This is a genomic window from Streptomyces griseocarneus (genome assembly GCF_014655595.1).
Classification (GTDB): domain Bacteria; phylum Actinomycetota; class Actinomycetes; order Streptomycetales; family Streptomycetaceae; genus Streptomyces; species Streptomyces griseocarneus.
In genome coordinates this window covers 36,490-54,273 of the sequence record NZ_BNBL01000007.1, presented here as the reverse complement: position 1 = coordinate 54,273, position 17,784 = coordinate 36,490, and the positions used below count along the sequence as shown (strand labels likewise).

14 protein-coding genes are annotated in these 17,784 nt (G+C 73.1%); 6 read left to right on the top strand and 8 right to left on the bottom strand.

Going from position 1 to position 17,784, the window contains the following annotated elements; all coding sequences use genetic code 11:
- Window positions 1–120: 120 nt before the first annotated feature.
- Entirely contained in the window at window positions 121–2,025 is a 1,905-nt protein-coding gene (locus IE295_RS18890; protein WP_190064870.1) for an FAD/NAD(P)-binding protein, read from the bottom strand.
- A gap of 379 nt (window positions 2,026–2,404) precedes the next feature.
- Window positions 2,405–3,664, bottom strand: coding sequence for a DUF5685 family protein (locus tag IE295_RS18885; RefSeq protein ID WP_190064869.1), 1,260 nt, complete (start codon window positions 3,662–3,664; stop codon window positions 2,405–2,407).
- Window positions 3,665–3,939: 275 nt separating this feature from the next.
- Between IE295_RS18885 and IE295_RS18880 the strand changes: the two genes are divergently transcribed.
- A complete protein-coding gene (locus IE295_RS18880) occupies window positions 3,940–4,377 on the top strand; it encodes a cell division protein SepF (RefSeq protein ID WP_190064868.1) in 438 nt (145 codons plus the stop codon).
- Between the two features lie 82 nt (window positions 4,378–4,459).
- Here the strand turns inward: IE295_RS18880 and IE295_RS18875 are convergent, their stop codons facing one another.
- Together IE295_RS18875 and IE295_RS18870 are read right to left on the bottom strand one after the other, a co-directional pair.
- Window positions 4,460–5,644, bottom strand: a complete 1,185-nt coding sequence (locus tag IE295_RS18875) for an acyl-CoA dehydrogenase family protein (RefSeq protein ID WP_190064867.1) — start codon at window positions 5,642–5,644, stop codon at window positions 4,460–4,462.
- 90 nt (window positions 5,645–5,734) lie between these two features.
- Window positions 5,735–7,327, bottom strand: coding sequence for an MFS transporter (locus IE295_RS18870; protein ID WP_190064866.1), 1,593 nt, complete (start codon window positions 7,325–7,327; stop codon window positions 5,735–5,737).
- A 169-nt stretch (window positions 7,328–7,496) separates the two neighbouring features.
- On the opposite strand from IE295_RS18870, the gene IE295_RS18865 reads away from it, so the two are divergent.
- Window positions 7,497–8,660 carry a glycosyltransferase family 39 protein gene (locus tag IE295_RS18865; protein ID WP_190064865.1) on the top strand — a complete coding sequence of 388 codons (1,164 nt, stop codon included), beginning with the start codon at window positions 7,497–7,499 and terminating at the stop codon, window positions 8,658–8,660.
- A gap of 260 nt (window positions 8,661–8,920) precedes the next feature.
- Window positions 8,921–9,952 (top strand): phosphatase PAP2 family protein, encoded by a 1,032-nt coding sequence (locus IE295_RS18860; RefSeq protein ID WP_190064864.1) that lies wholly within the window; start codon window positions 8,921–8,923, stop codon window positions 9,950–9,952.
- Window positions 9,953–10,022: 70 nt separating this feature from the next.
- Here IE295_RS18860 and IE295_RS18855 read toward each other — a convergent pair whose 3' ends face one another.
- Entirely contained in the window at window positions 10,023–10,238 is a 216-nt protein-coding gene (locus IE295_RS18855; RefSeq protein WP_190064863.1) for an I78 family peptidase inhibitor, read from the bottom strand.
- Window positions 10,239–10,727: 489 nt separating this feature from the next.
- Here IE295_RS18855 and ctaD point away from each other — a divergent pair, with 489 nt between their 5' ends.
- Window positions 10,728–12,407, top strand: coding sequence for an aa3-type cytochrome oxidase subunit I (gene ctaD / locus IE295_RS18850; protein WP_190064862.1), 1,680 nt, complete (start codon window positions 10,728–10,730; stop codon window positions 12,405–12,407).
- A 15-nt stretch (window positions 12,408–12,422) separates the two neighbouring features.
- Here ctaD and IE295_RS18845 read toward each other — a convergent pair whose 3' ends face one another.
- Complete coding sequence (locus IE295_RS18845; RefSeq protein WP_224323194.1) at window positions 12,423–13,409, bottom strand: hypothetical protein; 987 nt, start codon at window positions 13,407–13,409, stop codon at window positions 12,423–12,425.
- Entirely contained in the window at window positions 13,406–14,656 is a 1,251-nt protein-coding gene (locus tag IE295_RS18840; RefSeq protein WP_190064861.1) for a glycosyltransferase family 4 protein, read from the bottom strand. The genes IE295_RS18845 and IE295_RS18840 overlap by 4 nt, the downstream gene beginning before the upstream one ends.
- Window positions 14,657–14,909: 253 nt before the next feature.
- Between IE295_RS18840 and IE295_RS18835 the strand changes: the two genes are divergently transcribed.
- Window positions 14,910–15,686, top strand: coding sequence for a DUF8842 C-terminal domain-containing protein (locus IE295_RS18835; protein WP_190064860.1), 777 nt, complete (start codon window positions 14,910–14,912; stop codon window positions 15,684–15,686).
- Window positions 15,683–16,162: a hypothetical protein gene (locus tag IE295_RS18830; protein WP_190064859.1), complete on the top strand. Its 480-nt coding sequence runs from the start codon at window positions 15,683–15,685 to the stop codon at window positions 16,160–16,162. The genes IE295_RS18835 and IE295_RS18830 overlap by 4 nt, the downstream gene beginning before the upstream one ends.
- Window positions 16,163–16,257: 95 nt before the next feature.
- Here IE295_RS18830 and der read toward each other — a convergent pair whose 3' ends face one another.
- On the bottom strand, window positions 16,258–17,718 hold the full coding sequence (gene der, locus IE295_RS18825; protein WP_190064858.1) for a ribosome biogenesis GTPase Der: 1,461 nt from the start codon (window positions 17,716–17,718) through the stop codon (window positions 16,258–16,260).
- Between the last annotated feature and the right edge of the window lie 66 nt (window positions 17,719–17,784).

Genomic DNA, 17,784 nt, shown 5'->3' with positions numbered 1-17,784 from the left:
CTTGAAAGAAAGTTGTGGGCAGTCGTTCCGCTGGGCTGGGGGCACCTCCCAGCGGTAGCTGGGGGAGGGTGGGCACAACTGGCCCGCAGACGACAACCGGCCTCAGCCCCGGCACCGGCCTCACCCCCGGCACCCCCGCAGAAACCCAAGCGCGGCCCGCGCCGCCGCATCGTTCTGCCGAAACGCCGCCGCGTTCCCGCCCGGCCGCGCGAACGCCGCCGACCCCCGCGCATCCGTATGCGGCCCCAGCGCGAAGCGCCGCGCGTGCGGCCGCCCGTCCCGCCCCAGCAGACGCCCGTCCTCGGGACGGACGGCGAGCAACCCCCCGCCGGTGACGCGGACCTCGCCCGCCAGCCCCCGCAGCAACGGATCCCGCGACCGCCCGACCGACGGCTCCGGTAGCCGCGCCTCGACGAGCGCCCGGGCCTCGACCGCCCGCCCCGGCACGCTCGCACTGCGCGCCCGGAACACTCCGCGCACCGGATCGGTCTCGACGTCCATGTCCGCGCCGAGGAAGCGCACCAGCCCGGCCCGGGAGAGCGCGAGCAGCTGCCGCAGCCGGGGGCCGGGCGGCCCGGAGGCGAGATAGCTGAAGAAGCCGTGCCACCGGGGGCCGGTGTCGCCGAGCGCCGCCAGCTGCCCGTAGACGGACAACAGCGCCTGGAAGACGGCGAGATCCGGGCTGTGGCAGGGATTGTGACGCCGCGCCAGGTCGGCCTCGATGTGCGCGCGCAGGCCGTCCTGCAGCGAATCCTCGCCGGGGAAGCGCAGCCCGGCGAGCGGGGTGTCGAGGGCGGCGAGGTCGAGGCGGTCGGCCGGGTCGGGCACGGACGCGGCGACCAGCGTGTCCAGTTCGGCGCTGCCGGGCTCGCAGGCGGCGTACTTCTCCTCGAAGTCGGCCCAGCCGACGCTCACGCGTGCCGGGTGGGCGGTGAACAGGCGGTGGTAGTGGGCGAAGCCCAGCTCCTTCTCGATGAGCGGCCACAGGTCGCGGTGGCGGGCGGCCGGGCCGGGGCGGCGGCGCAGCTCCTCGACCTGCGCCGGGCCGAGGAAGCGGGGCAGCGGGGGCCGTTCGCCGTGCCAGGCGTAGCCGGGCTTGGCGCGGTACGGCACGCCGCGCCGCGATCCGACGTGCAGGACGGGTTCGCGGCCGGAGGGGTGGTAGGTGAGGGCTCCGTTGTCGTCGGCGGTGTAGCGCCCGCCCCGGCCTTCGGTCAGCAGCACCATCAGGTCGACGAAGGCGAGGCCGAGGCCGCGGACGAGCACCGGCTCGCCGGGGCGCAGGCCGCCGAGGTCACTGTCGGCGGTGAACTGGGGTGGCAGGTAGGTCAGTTCGTGGTCGGCGGCGAAGGTGGCGAGGGCCTGTTCGCGGGGTGCGGGCTCGGCGTCGAGGTGGCCGAGCGCGAGGACGACGAGGTCGGCGTGGAGCGGTTCGGTGCGCCCTTCCAGCCACAGGCGCTGCCTGCCGTCGGGCGGCCCGGCGAGCCGCACGGCGCGCCGGCGGTGCTCGTGGACGGTGATTCCCGGCGGCAGGGCGGCGACCGCTCGCTCGCGGACCCAGGACAAGTAGGCGCTCTGCAGCCGCCGCCCGGCGAAGCCCCGCGGCGTGAGGCGGCGGGCCTCGGCGGCGGTCCCGGGATCGAGCGCAATCGTTTCCTCACCGTCGCGGACGCGGGCCGCCCACTCCGCGAGCGAGGGCCCGTGGCGCACCGGGCCCGCCTGCTCGACGCTGTCGTCGGTGTACATCGTGACGTCCTCGGCCATGGAGTTCATCCACAGCAGCGGCGACTGGTCGCGCCGCCAGATGCGGCCGCCGCCGGGCGGGTAGGGGTCCACGAGGTGCAGGTCGAGGCGGGCGGTCCCGAAGAGCTCGGGCGCGTTGGCGGCGAGGCGTTCGACGAGGCCGGTGCCCCGGGGGCCCGCGCCGACGACGACGAGGGACGGGACGGAGTCAGAGGCGGAGTCAGAGGAGGGGGCGGAGGCGGGAGCGGGGGCGTCCGCGGGCGGACGGGGGTGTGCGGGCATGCGAAGGCTCCGTGGATGCGGGATCGAACACGGGACGTTCTGCCTTCACATGGACCGCGCCCCTCAGCACGGCCGGACGTCGAGGCTAAGCCGGGGCCACGGCTCGCTGTCAAGCCTGTCCGGAACACCGTCCACACTATGGACCGCGCGTCTCGCGGCAGTTGACGGCGAAACGGATGGCTGCTCCACTTGGCACATGCGACAAGGGCAGCGGCTGGTCACCCGCGACCACATCGACTTCGGTCGGGTGTGGTCCGCCTCCTGTACGCGCTGACCCCGCCCTCCCCCGGCCGCGCCTCCGGGCGCCCGGCCCCGCTGCCTTCACCGGCGCGGCCGTTCGGCCGCGCCCTCCCCTCGCCCGCTCAGCCGGTTCGTCTCCTCAGCAGTCGCAACCGCAGCCGTCACAACCGCAATCGCACCCACCACCATCGCCACCGCAGCAGTTGCAACAGTCGCAGCAGCTGTCGCAGTTGTTACAACCGTCGCAGCCGTCGCATTTGTCAGCGCACTTGGCGCACCAGCCCTCGCGCGACTCCCCGGTCCACGGGTCCGGGTAGGGATCCCTGCAGCAGATCTGTCCGGTGCAGAACATCCCCGTCCACACCGCGCATCCGGCGATCAGCCCGCGCCGGCGCCTCGGCGGCCGCGGCGGGCCGGGCGGCGGCGGCATCGGCGGTGCGCCGTAGGGAGCGTAGGAGCCCTCGGGCGCGTGCGCGTGGTCACCGCGGTGCTCATGGCCTCCCCCCGTCGCGCACCCGCTCGCCCCGAACGCCCGGTCGACGGAACGTTCCAGCTCGTGCGCCAGCAGGATGTGCGCGAGCCTGCCCTGCGCCTTGCTCGCGAACTCGACGTCGCGCAGCGCCAGGCGCACGCCGTGCACCGCGTCGTCGCACAGCCTGCGCACCTCGTCGAGCGGGGCGCCGGTGGCGGCGATGGGGTTCCACGCGCCGGTACGGGCGTCCTCGTCCAGGTCCTCGACGGCGTCCAGCAGATGGGCGAGCCGGCCGAAGAGCCGGCCCGCCTCCTCGAGCGGTTCGCGGTTGCCCGGCCGCCCCGCCAGGACGGCGGTGTACCCGAAGGCGGCGGCGGTCGCCGTCTCGGTGGGCTCGGTCACCTCCAGCAGCGGGGTGCCGGCCGTGGCCAGCGCCTCGAGCCCTGCCTGCCGTTCGACGGCGTCGACCAGAACGGCCGTGTCGAAGCCGAGTTCCGATCCCGTACGGGCGCCCGCGCGGTCCCACACGGCGGCAACGCGGCGGGCGGCCGCCGCGACCGGACGGCGCGCCAACATCCCGTCCCCGTCGGCGACATGGTCGCGCATCTTCGCGGATGCCAGGACGAGCGAGACCGACGCGGCCAACCGCGCGCCCTCGCCCCGCGCCACGGGCGCGGAGCGCATTCCGCGCAACGGGCAGGGCCCTGCCGTGCGCCGCCAGGCGGCGGCGCCCTCCGGGCCGTCGGCGCGCGACGACTGCGCCTCGACCAGCACGGATATGACCAGACCGTCGTAGTTGGTGGCTATTCGAGCAAGCTGCCCGTGATCGCCCTTCAGTGCCAGGCAGAGGCCGCAGAGATGGGCCATCCACTCCGTTCGCATGGTCTCGGACAGCCGGTGACGGCATGGCCTGATGATCCCGAACAAAACGTGCCCCCGTGTGTGGTGTCGATGTGCCCGGGCATCCTATTCACCGGGGACAATCGTGCTCGGCCGGAACCCGCCCCGTCCGCAGCATGCCGCATATGCCCAGGTCCAACGCCTGCGGTCCACTCATAGGAGTTTCTGACGCACCGCCACCCGCTTTGCACCAGATGCGTCACGAAATCCCCGCATGGCCGCCATCCACTTGGCACATCATCCGCATCATGGACGACCATAGAGGAGCGGGCGGAACACACCGCGTGTGAGAGGAGGCGTCCATGGGATCGGTGCGCAAGGCGAGTGCCTGGCTTGGCCTCGTCGACGACAGCGATGACGAGCGCTACTACGACGACGACTACGCAGAGGGGCCCGAGCCCGGCGACTCCTGGGTGACCAACCCCAAGGTCCGGGTGGCCGACGAGGTCGCGCAGGAGCAGGGCACCCGCATCGCCACGGTCACCCCGGACGGCTTCCGGGACGCCCGGGGCATCGGCGAGCTGTTCCGCGAGGGCGTCCCGGTGATCGTCAACCTCACCGGCATGGAACCCAGCGACGCCAAGCGGGTCGTGGACTTCGCCGCCGGCCTGACCTTCGGGCTGCGCGGTTCGATCGAGCGGGTGGCCAACCGCGTCTTCCTGCTCACCCCCGCCGACTACAAGGTCGTCAGCGGCGAGCCCATGGGCCGCGCGAACGGCGGCTTCTTCAACCAGAGCTGAGCCGCCGGCGCTTTCGGCCCGGGGCCCGGGGGAACGCCCCCCGGGTGTGCGCGGCGAGCGGAGCCGAGTGCTGGGCCGGCCCTCACCGGAACGCGTCGACGCCGGTCAGCGCCTTGCCCAGCACCAACTGGTGCATCTCGACGGTGCCCTCGTAGGTCAGCACCGATTCCAGGTTCGTCGCGTGGCGCATGACGGGGTACTCCAGGGAGATGCCGTTCGCGCCGAGGATCGTCCGGGCGGTGCGGCAGATCTCGATCGCCTCCCGCACGTTGTTCAGCTTCCCGAAGCTCACCTGCTCCGGCCGCAGCCGCCCCGCGTCCATCCGCCGCCCCAGATGATGGGCCAGCAGGATCCCCTTGTGCAGCTCCACCGCCATGTCGGCCAGCTTGGCCTGGGTGAGCTGGAAGCCGGCGATCGGCCGGCCGAACTGCTCCCGGCTCCGCGCGTACGCGAGTGCCGTCTCGAAGCAGGTGCGCGCGGCGCCCATGGCGCCCCAGACGATCCCGTAGCGGGCGTGGCTCAGACAGCTCAGCGGCCCGCGCAGCCCGGTGACCTCCGGCAGCACGGCGTCGGCGGGCAGCCGGACCTCGTCCAGCACCAGCTCGCTGGTGACCGAGGCGCGCAGCGACCACTTGTGCCGGATCTCCGGTGCGGAGAAGCCGGGCCGGTCGGTGGGGACGACGAACCCCCGGATCCCCTCGTCGGTCCGCGCCCAGACGATCGCGACCCCGGCGACGGAACCATTGGTGATCCACATCTTGCGCCCGGTCAGCACCCAGTCGCCGCCGGCGTCGCGCTTGGCGTACGTGCGCATGCCCGCGGGGTCCGAGCCGTGGTCGGGCTCGGTGAGGCCGAAGCAGCCGATGATCTCCCCGGCCGCCATCCCGGGCAGCCACCGCAGCTTCTGCTCCTCGGAGCCGAAGCGGTGGATGGCGTACATCGCCAGCGAGCCCTGGACGGACACCAGCGAGCGGATGCCGGAGTCGACGGCCTCCACCTCCAGGCAGGCCAGCCCGTACTGCACGGCGCTGGAGCCCGCGCAGCCGTAGCCGGTCAGCTGCATGCCCAGGGCCCCGAGCGAACCGAGCTCGCGTGCGAGCTCCCGGATGCCGGGGATCTCGCCGCGCTCGTACCAGTCGGCGACGTGCGGCAGGACGCGGTCGGCGGCCCAGGCGCGGACGGTGTCGCGGATCGCCCGGTCCTCGTCGGTGAGCAGGTCGTCGATGCCGAGCGGATCATGGGGGTCGAACACGTCAGCCTCCGGCACGGGGTGCGGTGATCATCGGTCACCGCAGACGCTACGGCCGGGTAACCCCGCTCGTCCAGACCCGGCCGGGCGGGGCCGGCCGGGGGCCCGTCAGTCCGTGGGCCGCCCGCAGTCCATGACGCGCGGCAGGCGCAGCGCGGCCAGTGCCCCGAGGAACAGCAGTCCGGCGCTCACCGCCAGGGTGACGTGCAGGCCGTGCACGAACGCGTCGCGCGCGGCGGCGCGCAGCGCCGCACCCGGCGCGCCGCCCAGCCGGTCGGCGACGGCGTAGGCCTCGCCCAGCGAGTGCCGCGCCGAGGCGCCCGCCGCGCTGGGCACGCCCGGGACGGCCTCCACGCCCGGCGTGTACGCGGCGTTCATGACGCTGCCGAGCAGCGCGATGCCGATGCCGGCGCCCAGCTGGTAGGAGGTCTCGCCGATCGCGGCGGCGCCGCCCGCGGTCTTCGCGGGGGCCTCGCTCAGCATCGACTCGTACGCCCCGAAGAGGGTGGTCTCCAGGCCGAAGCCCAGCACGACGAAGCCCGCGACCATGACGGCGGGCTGGTCCTGGCTGCCCATCACGGTCAGCGAGAGCACGGCCATCGCGGTCAGCACGAACCCCGTCGCGACCATCGTGCGCGGCCCGAAGCGCTGCAGCATGCGGGAGCCCGCGAGTCCCGCCGCCATCGCGGCGAGCGTGAGCGGCAGCAGGCGCAGGCCCGTCTCGAGCGGGGTGAGACCGAGGACGAGCTGCAGGTACTGCGCCGCCACGAGCTCCAGTCCGACCAGCGCCAGCATGGCCAGCACGATGCAGCCGACCGATGTGCCGAAGGCCGGCCGGGCGAACATCGTGAGGTCGACGAGCGGGTGGCGGCGGCGCCGCTGGCGGCGGACGAAGAGGACGAGCAGCGCGATGCCGAGCGCCGCCGGGACGAGCGTGCCCAGGGAGAGCGGGTCGGCGCCGCCGATGCGCTTGACGCCGTAGACCGCGCCGAACAGGCCGAACGCCGCCATCAGCGCGCCGAGCACGTCCCAGGGGCCGTCGCGGTCGCCGGTCGACTCGGGCAGCAGCCACCGCCCGACCGGGAGGCTGACCGCCATCAGCGGGATGTTGATGAGGAAGACCGAGCCCCACCAGAAGTGCTCCAGCAGGAAGCCGCCGAGCAGCGGTCCGGCGGCCGCGCCGACGGCGGCCACCGCGCTCCACACCCCGATGGCCAGGGCCCTCTCCCGCCGGTCGGGAAAGACCTGGCGGAGGATGGACAGCGTCGCCGGCATGATCATCGCGCCGCCGGCGCCGAGCAGCGCGCGGGCGGCGATGAGGACTTCCGGGGCGGTCGCGAGCGCGGCGAGCGCGGAGGCCACCCCGAAGAGCCCGTAGCCGAGCAGCAGCACCCGGCGGCGGCCGATGCGGTCGCCGAGGGTGCCGAAGAGGATGAGCAGGGCCGCGCAGACCAGGGGGTAGACGTCGACGATCCACAGCAGCTGGATGGCGCCCGGCCGCAGGTCCTCGGTGACGGCCGGCACCGCGACGTGCAGCACGGTGGCGTCGACGGCGACGAGCAGCAGGCTGACGCACAGGACGACGAGCACGGTCCACCGGCTCACCCCGGGGACGCCGTGGCCCTCCGTGCGGCGCGGCCGGAGCCGCTGCCGGGGAACGCCGACCGGCCGACGGGGTCCGGCCGTGGTCGTCCCGGACATCCACACACCTCCGTGTCATGCGCTCGCGGCCGCTCGCCGGCCTGGGGGGAACTGGGGCCCCGGCGGTGTCGAGGGGCGAGTGAGTCGACAGAGTACGCGAGTCCCGCCGGAACCCACGTGGCAGCTCTCACACGACATCGCACGTCGCCGGTGCTGGGACAATCGACGGATGACCACTCTCGCCACCCCCGCCGGCACGGCCGCCCCGCCCCGGGGCCGGGCCCTGCGCCGGGCCGCCCCCGCCCTGCTGCTGTACGCGGCGGTGCGGGTGCTGGGCATCGTGGCGCTGGCCCTGTGGGGCCTGGCGGACGGCAAGAGCGCGCACCGGCTGCTGTCGGCGCGCTGGGATTCCCTCTGGTACGCCCGCATCGCCGAGGACGGCTACGGCTACACCCTCCATCTGGCGGGCGGCAAGGTCCACTCCGACCTGGCGTTCTTCCCGCTGCTGCCGTGGCTGGAGCGGGCGCTGTCGGCGCTCGTGCCGCTCTCGGCGAACGACGCGGGCCTGGTGGTCGCGGGCGTGGCCTCGCTGTTCGCCGCCTGGGGGATCTTCGCGGTCGGCGAGCGGCTCTACGGGCGGCGGGCCGGCGTCCTGCTCGTCGTGCTGTGGGCGGCGCTGCCGGTCGGCGTCGTGCAGTCGATGGCCTACTCCGAGTCGCTCTTCACGGCGCTGGCGGCGTGGAGCGTGTACGCCGTGATCAGCGGCCGCTGGGTGTGGGCGGGCGCCTTCGCGGCGCTGGCCGGGCTGACCCGGCCGGTGGGCGCGGCGGTGGTCGCGGCCGTATGGATCACCGCGGCCGCGGCCCTGGTCCGGGCGCGCCGGGGCGGGGAACGGCCCCCCACGGCCCGGCTGCTGCTCGGCGTGGCGCTGGCGCCGCTGGGCTGGCTCGCGTACTTCGTCTGGGTCGGCGTGCGGACCGGCAGCCCGACGGGCTATCTGGACGTCCAGGGCGGCTGGGGCAACGGCTTCGACGGCGGGCTGGCGTTCGGCTCCTTCGTCGGGAAGATGCTGGCGTCCCCGGCGTTCCCGGCCGGGGTGGGCCTGCTGATCGGCGTCGCCCTGGTGCTGCGGCTGTACTGGGCCGGTGTGCGGCAGGGACAGCCGCTGCCGCTGCTGGTCTACGGCGGCACGGTACTGCTGCTGGCGCTGACGGCGAAGGGGTACTTCGGCTCCAAGCCGCGCCTGATGATGCCTGCCTTCCCGCTGCTGCTGCCCCTGGCGGTGGCCCTGGCCCGGCTACGCACCGTACGCGCGGCGGCGGTGGTGTCGGCGGTGGCACTCGTCTCGGCCGTCTACGGAGCGTTCTGGCTGCACGGCTCCGGCCCGCCATGATCGTAATTCGGCGCGGGGCGGCCGCCGGCGGGAAACGCGGCGGAACCGCCCGGCCAATCACCGATAAACTCCGCCGTACATAAAAGAATTAAACGGCCGGGCAATGACCTAAGGCGTTGCTGACGCACCTTTAGCCGTTTCTTATTCCGCGGCTTCAAACCTGCGGTGCGCCACGATTGAGACGCATTCCACATCACATCGTCATCACAAAGAGCCTCGATCGGCCGAAGCTTCCCGTCACGCAATGTAACGTCGATTGAGTGCGTACCAACGACGAGCTCGTCCCAGCGGAGGAGCGCCCGACCGATCCCGTGCGACCACGGATGACCCGGACCCGCCTGGGGATCTTCGTGGCGACCTCCGTGGTCTATGTGGCGATCGTGGTCGGCGTGCTCACCACGTCCTGGCCGGTGCGGTTCGACTGGCAGGTCATGCTCTTCCGGCCGTACAAGCAGTGGCCGGAGATCCACACCTTCCTGGACTACTTCGTGGTGCTGGGCCAGCGCGGCCCGACCGCCGTGGCGGTCGCCGCGTGGCTGGGCTGGTGCACGCACAAGCAGAAGACCCTGCGCCCGCTGCTGGTGCTGGGGACGTCGTTGCTGCTGCTCAACGCGACCGTGGGCGCCGCGAAGATCGGCATGGGCCGGCTCGGCCCGCACTACGCCACCTCGATCGGCTCCAACGAGATGTTCGCCGGCGGCGACATATTCCCCTCGGGCCACACCGCGAACGCGGTGGTGACCTGGGGCGTCCTCGCCTACCTGGCCACCACCCCGCACACCCGCCGGATCGCCTCGGTGATCGCCGCGCTGCTGGCGCTGGGCGTGGGGATGACGACCGTCTACCTGGGCACGCACTGGATGAGCGACGTGACCCTCGGCTGGACCGCGGGCCTGATGGTGCTGCTGGTCCTGCCCTGGTTCGAGCCGCTGATGGCCCGCGCCGAGGCGACGCTGCTGGCCCTGTGGCGGCGGCTGCGCGAGCGCCGCGTCACCCTCGCCCCGGTCCCGGTCCCGGCGGCCGTCGCGCTGGGCGCGCCGCGCACTCCGGCCGACGACGAACTGCCCGTCCGCGAGCCGGTGGGCGCCGGCGGCCGGCCGGGCGGGACGCCGTCCCGCGTCACGGACGGCCGGCCGCACCTGTCCCCCCGGACGCACACCATCCGCTCCGAGCGGACCCCGGTCACCCCGACCGGCAGCCGCCGCCCGCCGCATGCCGACCGCGTGCCCCGCACCACGCCGCTCGGCCCGGCGACGGGCCGCGGCCGCACGGCGGGCACCGCGGGCGGCTGACCCGGACGCACACGCCGAAGGCGGCCCCGGACACCGTCCGGGGCCGCCTTCGCGTACGGGCGCCGGTGCCTCAGCCCTTCCAGCAGCGCCGCACCGTACCGGCCTCCACCTCGAAGTTCAGCCGGCCGAAGACGTACTGCAGGGTGATGATCGTGCCGGGCGCGAGCGTCCGTACGTCCGTCCAGCCCCGGGCGCGGGCCCGGTCGGCGGCGGCCTCGGCGTCGAGGCCGACGTAGGCGTCGAGGTCGTCGTCCGGCTCTGCGGGGAGATCGGGAAGAGGTGCCATGGCAGCCACCGTAGGCGCCGCGGCGCCGGCGCGGAAGCCGGGCCCCCGCACACTTCCGTCCCCGCCCGGTCCGCCACTGGTCACACTTCTGTCACAGTGAACTCGTCGGGGTTTGCCGCGCCGCGCATCACTCATACGTGCCTTTCCGCACCCCCGCCGAAGTCTTCGCAATACCCCTGCGGTGAATTCCTCGCGCTTTTCCCGCGTTTCGCCGGCGTTCGACGGAAACTCCCGGTGAATTCGATGTCCCGGCCGTACGCCACGGCGCGCCCCGGGAATTGACGGTCCTTCCGCTTCCGTCCCCGCACACCGGCCGGAATATAAAATTCCGGGAACATCGGCCCCGGCCCCGGGCGCCGGATTCGACGGCCCGTCCGCGAGGCACTCTCGCGCGGAGTGCCCCGCGGCGAGCATCATGGCGGGTGCCCGACTGCCTCCGCGCGCACCACGGCGGGGCAGCCCGTGCGAGCCGACAGCGAGGGGGCAGGGATGGGGACCGACACCGCGCAGGCCGCCACGGCAGGCCCGGCCCGGGCACGGCGTCCCGGCCGGATCATCGTGGACTGGCTGACGACCACCGACCACAAGAAGATCGGGCACCTCTACCTGATCACCTCGTTCGGCTTCTTCCTCGTCGCGGGCCTGCTCGCGATGGTGATGCGCGCCGAGCTGGCCCGTCCCGGCCTGCAGCTACTGACCAACGAGCGGTTCAACGAGGCCTTCACCGCCCACGGCACGATCATGCTGCTGCTGTTCGCCACCCCGGCCTTCGCCGGCTTCGCCAACGCGATCATGCCGCTGCAGATCGGCTCGCCGGACGTGGCGTTCCCCCGGCTGAACATGCTCTCGTACTGGCTCTACCTCTTCGGCGGCCTGATCGTCGTCGCGAGCCTGCTGATGCCCCAGGGCGGCGCGACCTTCGGCTGGACCGGCTACGCCCCGCTCAGCAGCATGGTCCGCTCACCCGGCATCGGCACCGACATGTGGATCCTGGGGCTGGCCCTGTCCGGCTTCGGCACGATCCTCGGCGCGGTCAACTTCCTCACCACCGTCATCGGCATGCGCGCGCCCGGGATGACGATGTTCCGGATGCCCGTCTTCACCTGGAACGTGCTGTTCACCTCGATCCTGATCCTGCTGGCCTTCCCCGTGCTCGCCGCCGCGCTGCTGTGCCTGGAGGCCGACCGGCGGTTCGGGGCCGTGGTCTTCGAGGCCCAGTGGGGCGGGGCGCTGCTGTGGCAGCACCTGTTCTGGTTCTTCGGCCACCCCGAGGTCTACATCATCGCGCTGCCGTTCTTCGGCATCATCACCGAGATCATCCCGGTCTTCTCCAGGAAGCCGATCTTCGGCTACCTGACGCTGATCGGCGCGACCATGACCATCACGGCGCTGTCGCTGGTGGTCTGGGCCCACCACATGTTCGCCACGGGCGCGGTGCTGCTGCCGTTCTTCTCGTTCCTGTCGTTCCTCATCGCGGTGCCCACCGGGGTGAAGTTCTTCAACTGGATCGGCACGATGTGGAAGGGATCGCTGTCCTTCGAGACGCCCATGCTGTGGGCGGTGGGCTTCCTGGTGAGCTTCCTCTTCGGCGGGCTGACCGGGGTGATCCTGGCCTCGCCGCCGCTGGACTTCCACGTCACCGACACCTACTTCGTCGTCGCGCACTTCCACTACGTGGTGTTCGGGACCGTGGTGTTCGCGACGTTCGCCGGCTTCTACTTCTGGTGGCCGAAGTTCACCGGCAAGATGCTGGACGAGCGGCTGGGCAAGATGCACTTCTGGACGCTCTTCACGGGCTTCCACACCACGTTCCTCGTCCAGCACTGGCTGGGCGCCGAGGGCATGCCCCGCCGCTACTCCGACTACCTGGCGGCCGACGGCTTCACCGCTCTCAACACCGTGTCCTCGATCGGCGCGTTCCTGCTGGGCCTGTCCAACCTGCCGTTCTTCTACAACATCTGGAAGACCGCCCGCTACGGCAGGCGGGTCGAGGTCGAGGACCCCTGGGGCTACGGCCGCTCGCTGGAGTGGGCGACCTCCTGCCCGCCGCCCCGCCACAACTTCACCGCCATCCCCCGCATCCGCTCGGAGTCGCCGGCCTTCGACCTGCACCACCCCGAGACGGTGCGGCGGGCCGAGCCGCCGGTGGCGGCCGGGCCCGCCGGCTGATCCTCCCCGCTCCGTCTACTTGCCGCCCACCGGCGGCCGTTCGTCGATCCGGACCGAGAGGTCGTTGTCGACGGTGTAGTACGGCCCCACCTGGGCGGGGGCGTAGGAGGCGGCGACGTCCCGCGCCGGGTAGGTGAAGATCTGCTTCTTGTCGGCGACGTCGTCGAGGATCCGCGCCACGCGGACCTCCTCGGCGCCCTCCGGGCCGCCGCGCAGCCACAGGTCCCAGACCTCCGGCCCGCCCCGCCACTCCTCGCACAGCGCGGCGAAGGGGAGGGTGAAGGAGAAGTCCGGCCCGTCGGCGGTCACCGGCACGGTGCGCACCAGCTCCGGGGCGCGGCGGCAGCGGGCCTCGAGGACCGCGCCGGCGAGCCACGCCCCGGGGTGCTCGACGCGGTGGAGGGTGCCCCGGCCGGTTATCCCGGTGGCCTCCACGCGCAGGTCCCCGGCCTCGGCGTGCGGGCCGCGCAGCCAGCTGCGCAGCGAGAGGTTGCCGTGCTTGGTCGCGTACGGGATGCGGACCGCGAGCGGCGAGGTGCTCGGGCCGGGTCTGCGGTCGACCAGGGAGCGCAGGTCGGCGATGCCGGGCACCAGGCGCTGGGCGGGGGCCTCACCGCAGGCGACGTGCACGTCCCAGCGGCCCTCGGGCAGGGCGACCGTGCTGGGCAGCACGGCGCGCAGCCGGCCCTCGCCGTTGGGCGTGAGCGGCAGCCGCACCTCCTCCTCGGGGCTCTCGGCGTCGCCGGCGTCCCGGCGGCGCAGCACCAGCGCCGCGGACCAGTGCGCGGCGTCGGCGGCGGACTGTCCGGGAACGTCGAGGTCGAAGGTGAGTCCGCCCGCGGAGTCCGCGATGCAGTCGGCGCTGGGGTTCCCCGCGCCGAAGGCCAGGGGAGGGGCAGACACGGTGGCGCACTCCTCGGAGGTGGGGATCGGACGGCCCGTCGTGGGGGCCGCTGCGGGCAGGCCGTCGCCGGCGTCGCCGGGCGCGGTGGAAGGGGTCATGCGGCACGCACCCTTCGCAGGGCGGAGCGGCTTCTGTCCTTGGCCTGGAAGGCGCTGCTGAGCAGGGCGCCCCGGGTGCGGTGCAGCGAGCCGCGCAGGCCGCCGCGGCCGGTGAGGTCGGCGAAGAGGCTCTCGTAGCGGCCGGCGACCTCGCCGGGGTCGAAGCGCGCGGAGTTCTCCAGGGCCTTGGCGCCCATCCGCCGGCGCAGGTCGTCGTCGTTGATGAGTTTCAGCAGTCCCGCCGCGATGGCGTCGACCTTGCCGACGGGGACGAGCAGGCCGTCGACGCCGTCGTCGATGATCTCGCCGGGGCCGTGCGGGCAGTCGGTGGAGACCACGGGCAGGCCGCAGCGCATGGCCTCGACGATCGTCATGCCGAACGACTCCAGGCTGGAGGTGACGGCGCCGATGGAGCCCTTGACCCACTCCGGCTCCAGCGGAGTGGCGGGGCCCATGAGGTAGACGTGGTTGTAGAGGCCGCGCTTGTCGATCAGGGCGCGCAGCTTGCCGCGCTCTGCCCCGGCGCCGTAGATCCTCAGCCGCCAGTCGGGACGCTCGGCGACGACCTTCTCGAACGCGCGGATGAGGACGTCGTAGCGCTTGGCGGGCGCGAGCCGGCCGGCGGCGACGACCCACTTGCCGCTGCCGTCGGCGGGGGCCAGCGCCGGGGCGGGGATGCTGTTGGGCACGGCCTCGACCCGCACGCCCGGCAGCCGCATCAGCTTGCGGTAGGTGCGGGCGTCGGCCTCGGTGACGGTGGTGACCGCGTCGAGGCGGGGGTAGTGGGTGCGCAGCGTCAGCTTCAGCTGCGACGAGTGGGTGCTCAGTGTCAGGTGCTCCTGGCCGACGCGGGCCGGGCCGCGGCGCGCCTGCTGGGCGATGTGCACATTGAGGCCGGGCCGGGTCCCGACGACCACATCGCAGTCCAGGTTCCGCAGGTGCTCCGCGATCCGCCGGTCGGTGAGCCGGCTGTACTGCTTGTAGCGGCCCTCGGTGGCGGGGAAGAAGGAGGCGGGCGTGCGGTACTCGAGGTCGTCGCCGTCGTAGTCGGGGCTGCCCTTGCGCAGGTCCACCAGGTGGCGCAGCCGCACCTTGCCGCTGGGGGCGAAGACGGGCTCGTCACGGTGCCGGAAGACGGAGACGATCTCCACGTCGTGGTGCTCGGCGAGGGTGCCCGCGAGGTTGTACGTGGTGCGGATCGTGCCGCCGATCCCGTACGCGTTGTGAATCAGGAATGAGATGTGCATTCGTCCCCATGCAGCCGGTGTGCCGCGGACATTCCCGGTAGCCCGCCTCCACTGAGAGGTTAGACCGTGGCGCGGGCCGCCGGGTTGGCCTTGATCGCCAACTCGTTCCCCAAGCGATGAGGAATCGGTAGCGGATCCGGGAACTTTTCCGGGGCGTGACCCCGGCCAGGGGTCCTCCGTTGTCTCCAGAGGAGCCGGGACGCACCCGGCGCCCCCGCACCGAAGCACAACACCCCGAGTTCGAGGAGCCCCCGTGCCGCGCATGCTCGATGTCAGCGACGAAGTACGCGCCGAGATCGGCGACGAAGAGGCGGAGCGCCTGCTGGGCGGCAACAACGCCCCGGGCCTTTACGACTGCACCTCCTGCCGCACGCCCGGGAACACCGAGCGGGAGCGCACCAGCACGGTGCTGTTCGTCGGTGACGAGACCGCGGTGCTGGCCTTCGCCCACGCCGCCTGCATCCCCTCCCAGGTCGTCCCGGTCTCGGAGGAGCAGCTCCAGGGCGCCGTGCGGTCCATCACCGGCGAGGGCGGCGGGGTGGAGGCCGAGGTGCCGCTGCAGGCCGAGCTCGGCGTGACCAGCGGCCTGGTGCTGGCCGGCGGGGACGTCCACCCGGCCCTGGTCGTCGAGCCGCTCGGCCCGATCGCCCGCCCCGGCACCACCGGTCCCGTCGACGTCTTCCTGGACCTGCTGCGCGAGCAGGGCTTCGCCCCCGTGGCCGACGTCAACCAGCTCCCCGCCCAGCTGCCGGGCTGGTCGGTGCTGGTGGCCCTGGGCAAGCTGCACGCGGTCCTCCAGCCGGCCGTCGCCGGTGCCCCGGCGCAGGCCTGGTGGCAGGCGCACCGCCCGATGCAGGTCGCCGACGAATGGCGGGCCGCCGTCAACAAGTCCGGCAGGGTGCTGGTCTTCGCCGCCCCGGCCGGCACGATCGGCGCCCAGCCGCGCGAGGACCTGCTGCGCGCCGCCCTGGACCGGGCCGCGGCGACGGGCCGGCTGGTGGGCGGCACCATGCCGCTGGCGGGCACATGAACGACGACGGCACGCGCACCGTGCACTCCACGGACATCGTCCTGGCGGGCCATTCGCGTCCGGGACCGCATCCGACGGGCCTCGAGGTCGTTGGCAGGGATGTGTACTCATACGAACCCGCCCGGACCTCGTACCAGAACTACATCCCCGGCATGCGGCCACCCCGCGACGCCTCCCCGGACGGTCACCCCGGCTCGGTAACCCCGATCTACGACGCTCTGTGCTCCGAGTACCGCCGGTCGTTCCGGGCCCTGCCCGGGGACCGTTCGGGCGAGGAGGAGCTGCGGTTCAAGGACTTCGGCCCCCGGCCGGGCGGGTACGGCGGCCACGCCGGCCAGCTCTCCCCGGGGAACTCCCCCTACCAGGGCTCCTCGGGCTACAACGCCGTCTGGGACTCCTACTACGGCGGCCGGCGCGGCAGCGCGCTGCCCGCCCTGCCGCCCGGCCAGCGCGACGGCCGTACGCGCGGCTTCTAGCCGCGGCTCCCGCCGTAATCGCTTACGACGGAGCCCCGGACCCCGCATGCGGGCCCGGGGCTTGACCGGCCGGTGACCGCCGTCGGCGGTTCCCGCTACTTCTTGCGGCCGCGCTTCTCGCGGACCCGCACCGAGATGTGGATCGGCGTGCCCTCGAAGCCGAACTCCTCGCGCAGCCGGCGCTCGACGAAGCGGCGGTAGCCCGCCTCGAGGAAGCCCGAGGCGAAGAGCACGAAGCGCGGCGGCTTGGTGCCCGCCTGGGTGCCGAAGAGGATGCGGGGCTGCTTTCCGCCGCGGATCGGGTGCGGGTGGGCGGCCACCAGCTCGCCGAGGAAGGCGTTCAGGCGCCCGGTCGGCACCCGCGTCTCCCAGCCCGCCAGCGCCGTCTCGATCGCCGGGACCAGCTTCTCCATGTGCCGGCCCGTGCGCGCCGAGACGTTGACCCGGGGGGCCCAGGCGATCTGCTGGAGCTCGGTCTCGATCTCGCGCTCGAGGTAGTAGCGGCGCTCCTCGTCGAGGTTGTCCCACTTGTTGTAGGCGATGACGATGGCGCGCCCGGCCTCGACGGCCATGGTGATGATGCGCTGGTCCTGGACCGAGATGCTCTCGCTCGAGTCGATGAGGATGACCGCGACCTCGGCCTTCTCGACCGCGGCGGCGGTGCGCAGGGAGGCGTAGTAGTCCGCGCCCTCCTGGAGGTGGACGCGCTTGCGGATGCCCGCGGTGTCCACGAACTTCCAGGTGACCCCGCCGAGCTCGATCAGCTCGTCGACCGGGTCGCGGGTGGTGCCGGCCAGCTCGTTGACGACGACCCGCTCCTCGCCCGCGACCTTGTTCAGCAGGGAGGACTTGCCGACGTTCGGGCGGCCGATCAGCGCGATGCGGCGCGGCCCGCCGACGGCGTTGCCGAAGGTCTGGGCGGGGGCCTCGGGCAGCGCCTTGAGCACCTCGTCCAGCATGTCGCCGGTGCCGCGGCCGTGCAGCGCGGAGACCGGCATCGGCTCGCCGAGGCCCAGCGACCACAGCATGGCGGCGTCGGCCTCGGCCGAGGGGCCGTCGACCTTGTTGGCGCACAGCACGACGGGCTTGCCCGCCCGGCGCAGCAGCTTGACGACGGCCTCGTCGGTGTCGGTGGCGCCGACGGTGGCGTCCACCACGAAGACCACGGCGTCGGCGGCCTCGATGGCGTACTCGGCCTGGGCGGCGACCGAGGCGTCGATGCCGAGGACGTCCTGCTCCCAGCCGCCGGTGTCGACGACCTTGAAGCGGCGGCCGGCCCACTCGGCCTCGTAGGTGACGCGGTCGCGGGTGACGCCGGGCTTGTCCTCGACGACGGCCTCGCGGCGGCCGATGATGCGGTTCACCAGCGTCGACTTGCCGACGTTGGGGCGGCCGACGACGGCGAGCACGGGCAGCGGGCCGTGGCCGGCGGCGGCGAGCTCGCTCTCGACCTCCTCGGCGTCGAAGCCCTCCTGCGCCGCGAGCTCCATGAACTCCGCGTACTCGGCGTCGCCAAGCTCACCGTGCTCGTCGCCGGAGTGGATCTGGTCGTTCATGAAGTCGGTTCCTCACGTCTTCCATATGCGGCTGCCGCCGCGTGGTTCGTCATCGGCGGACCCTGC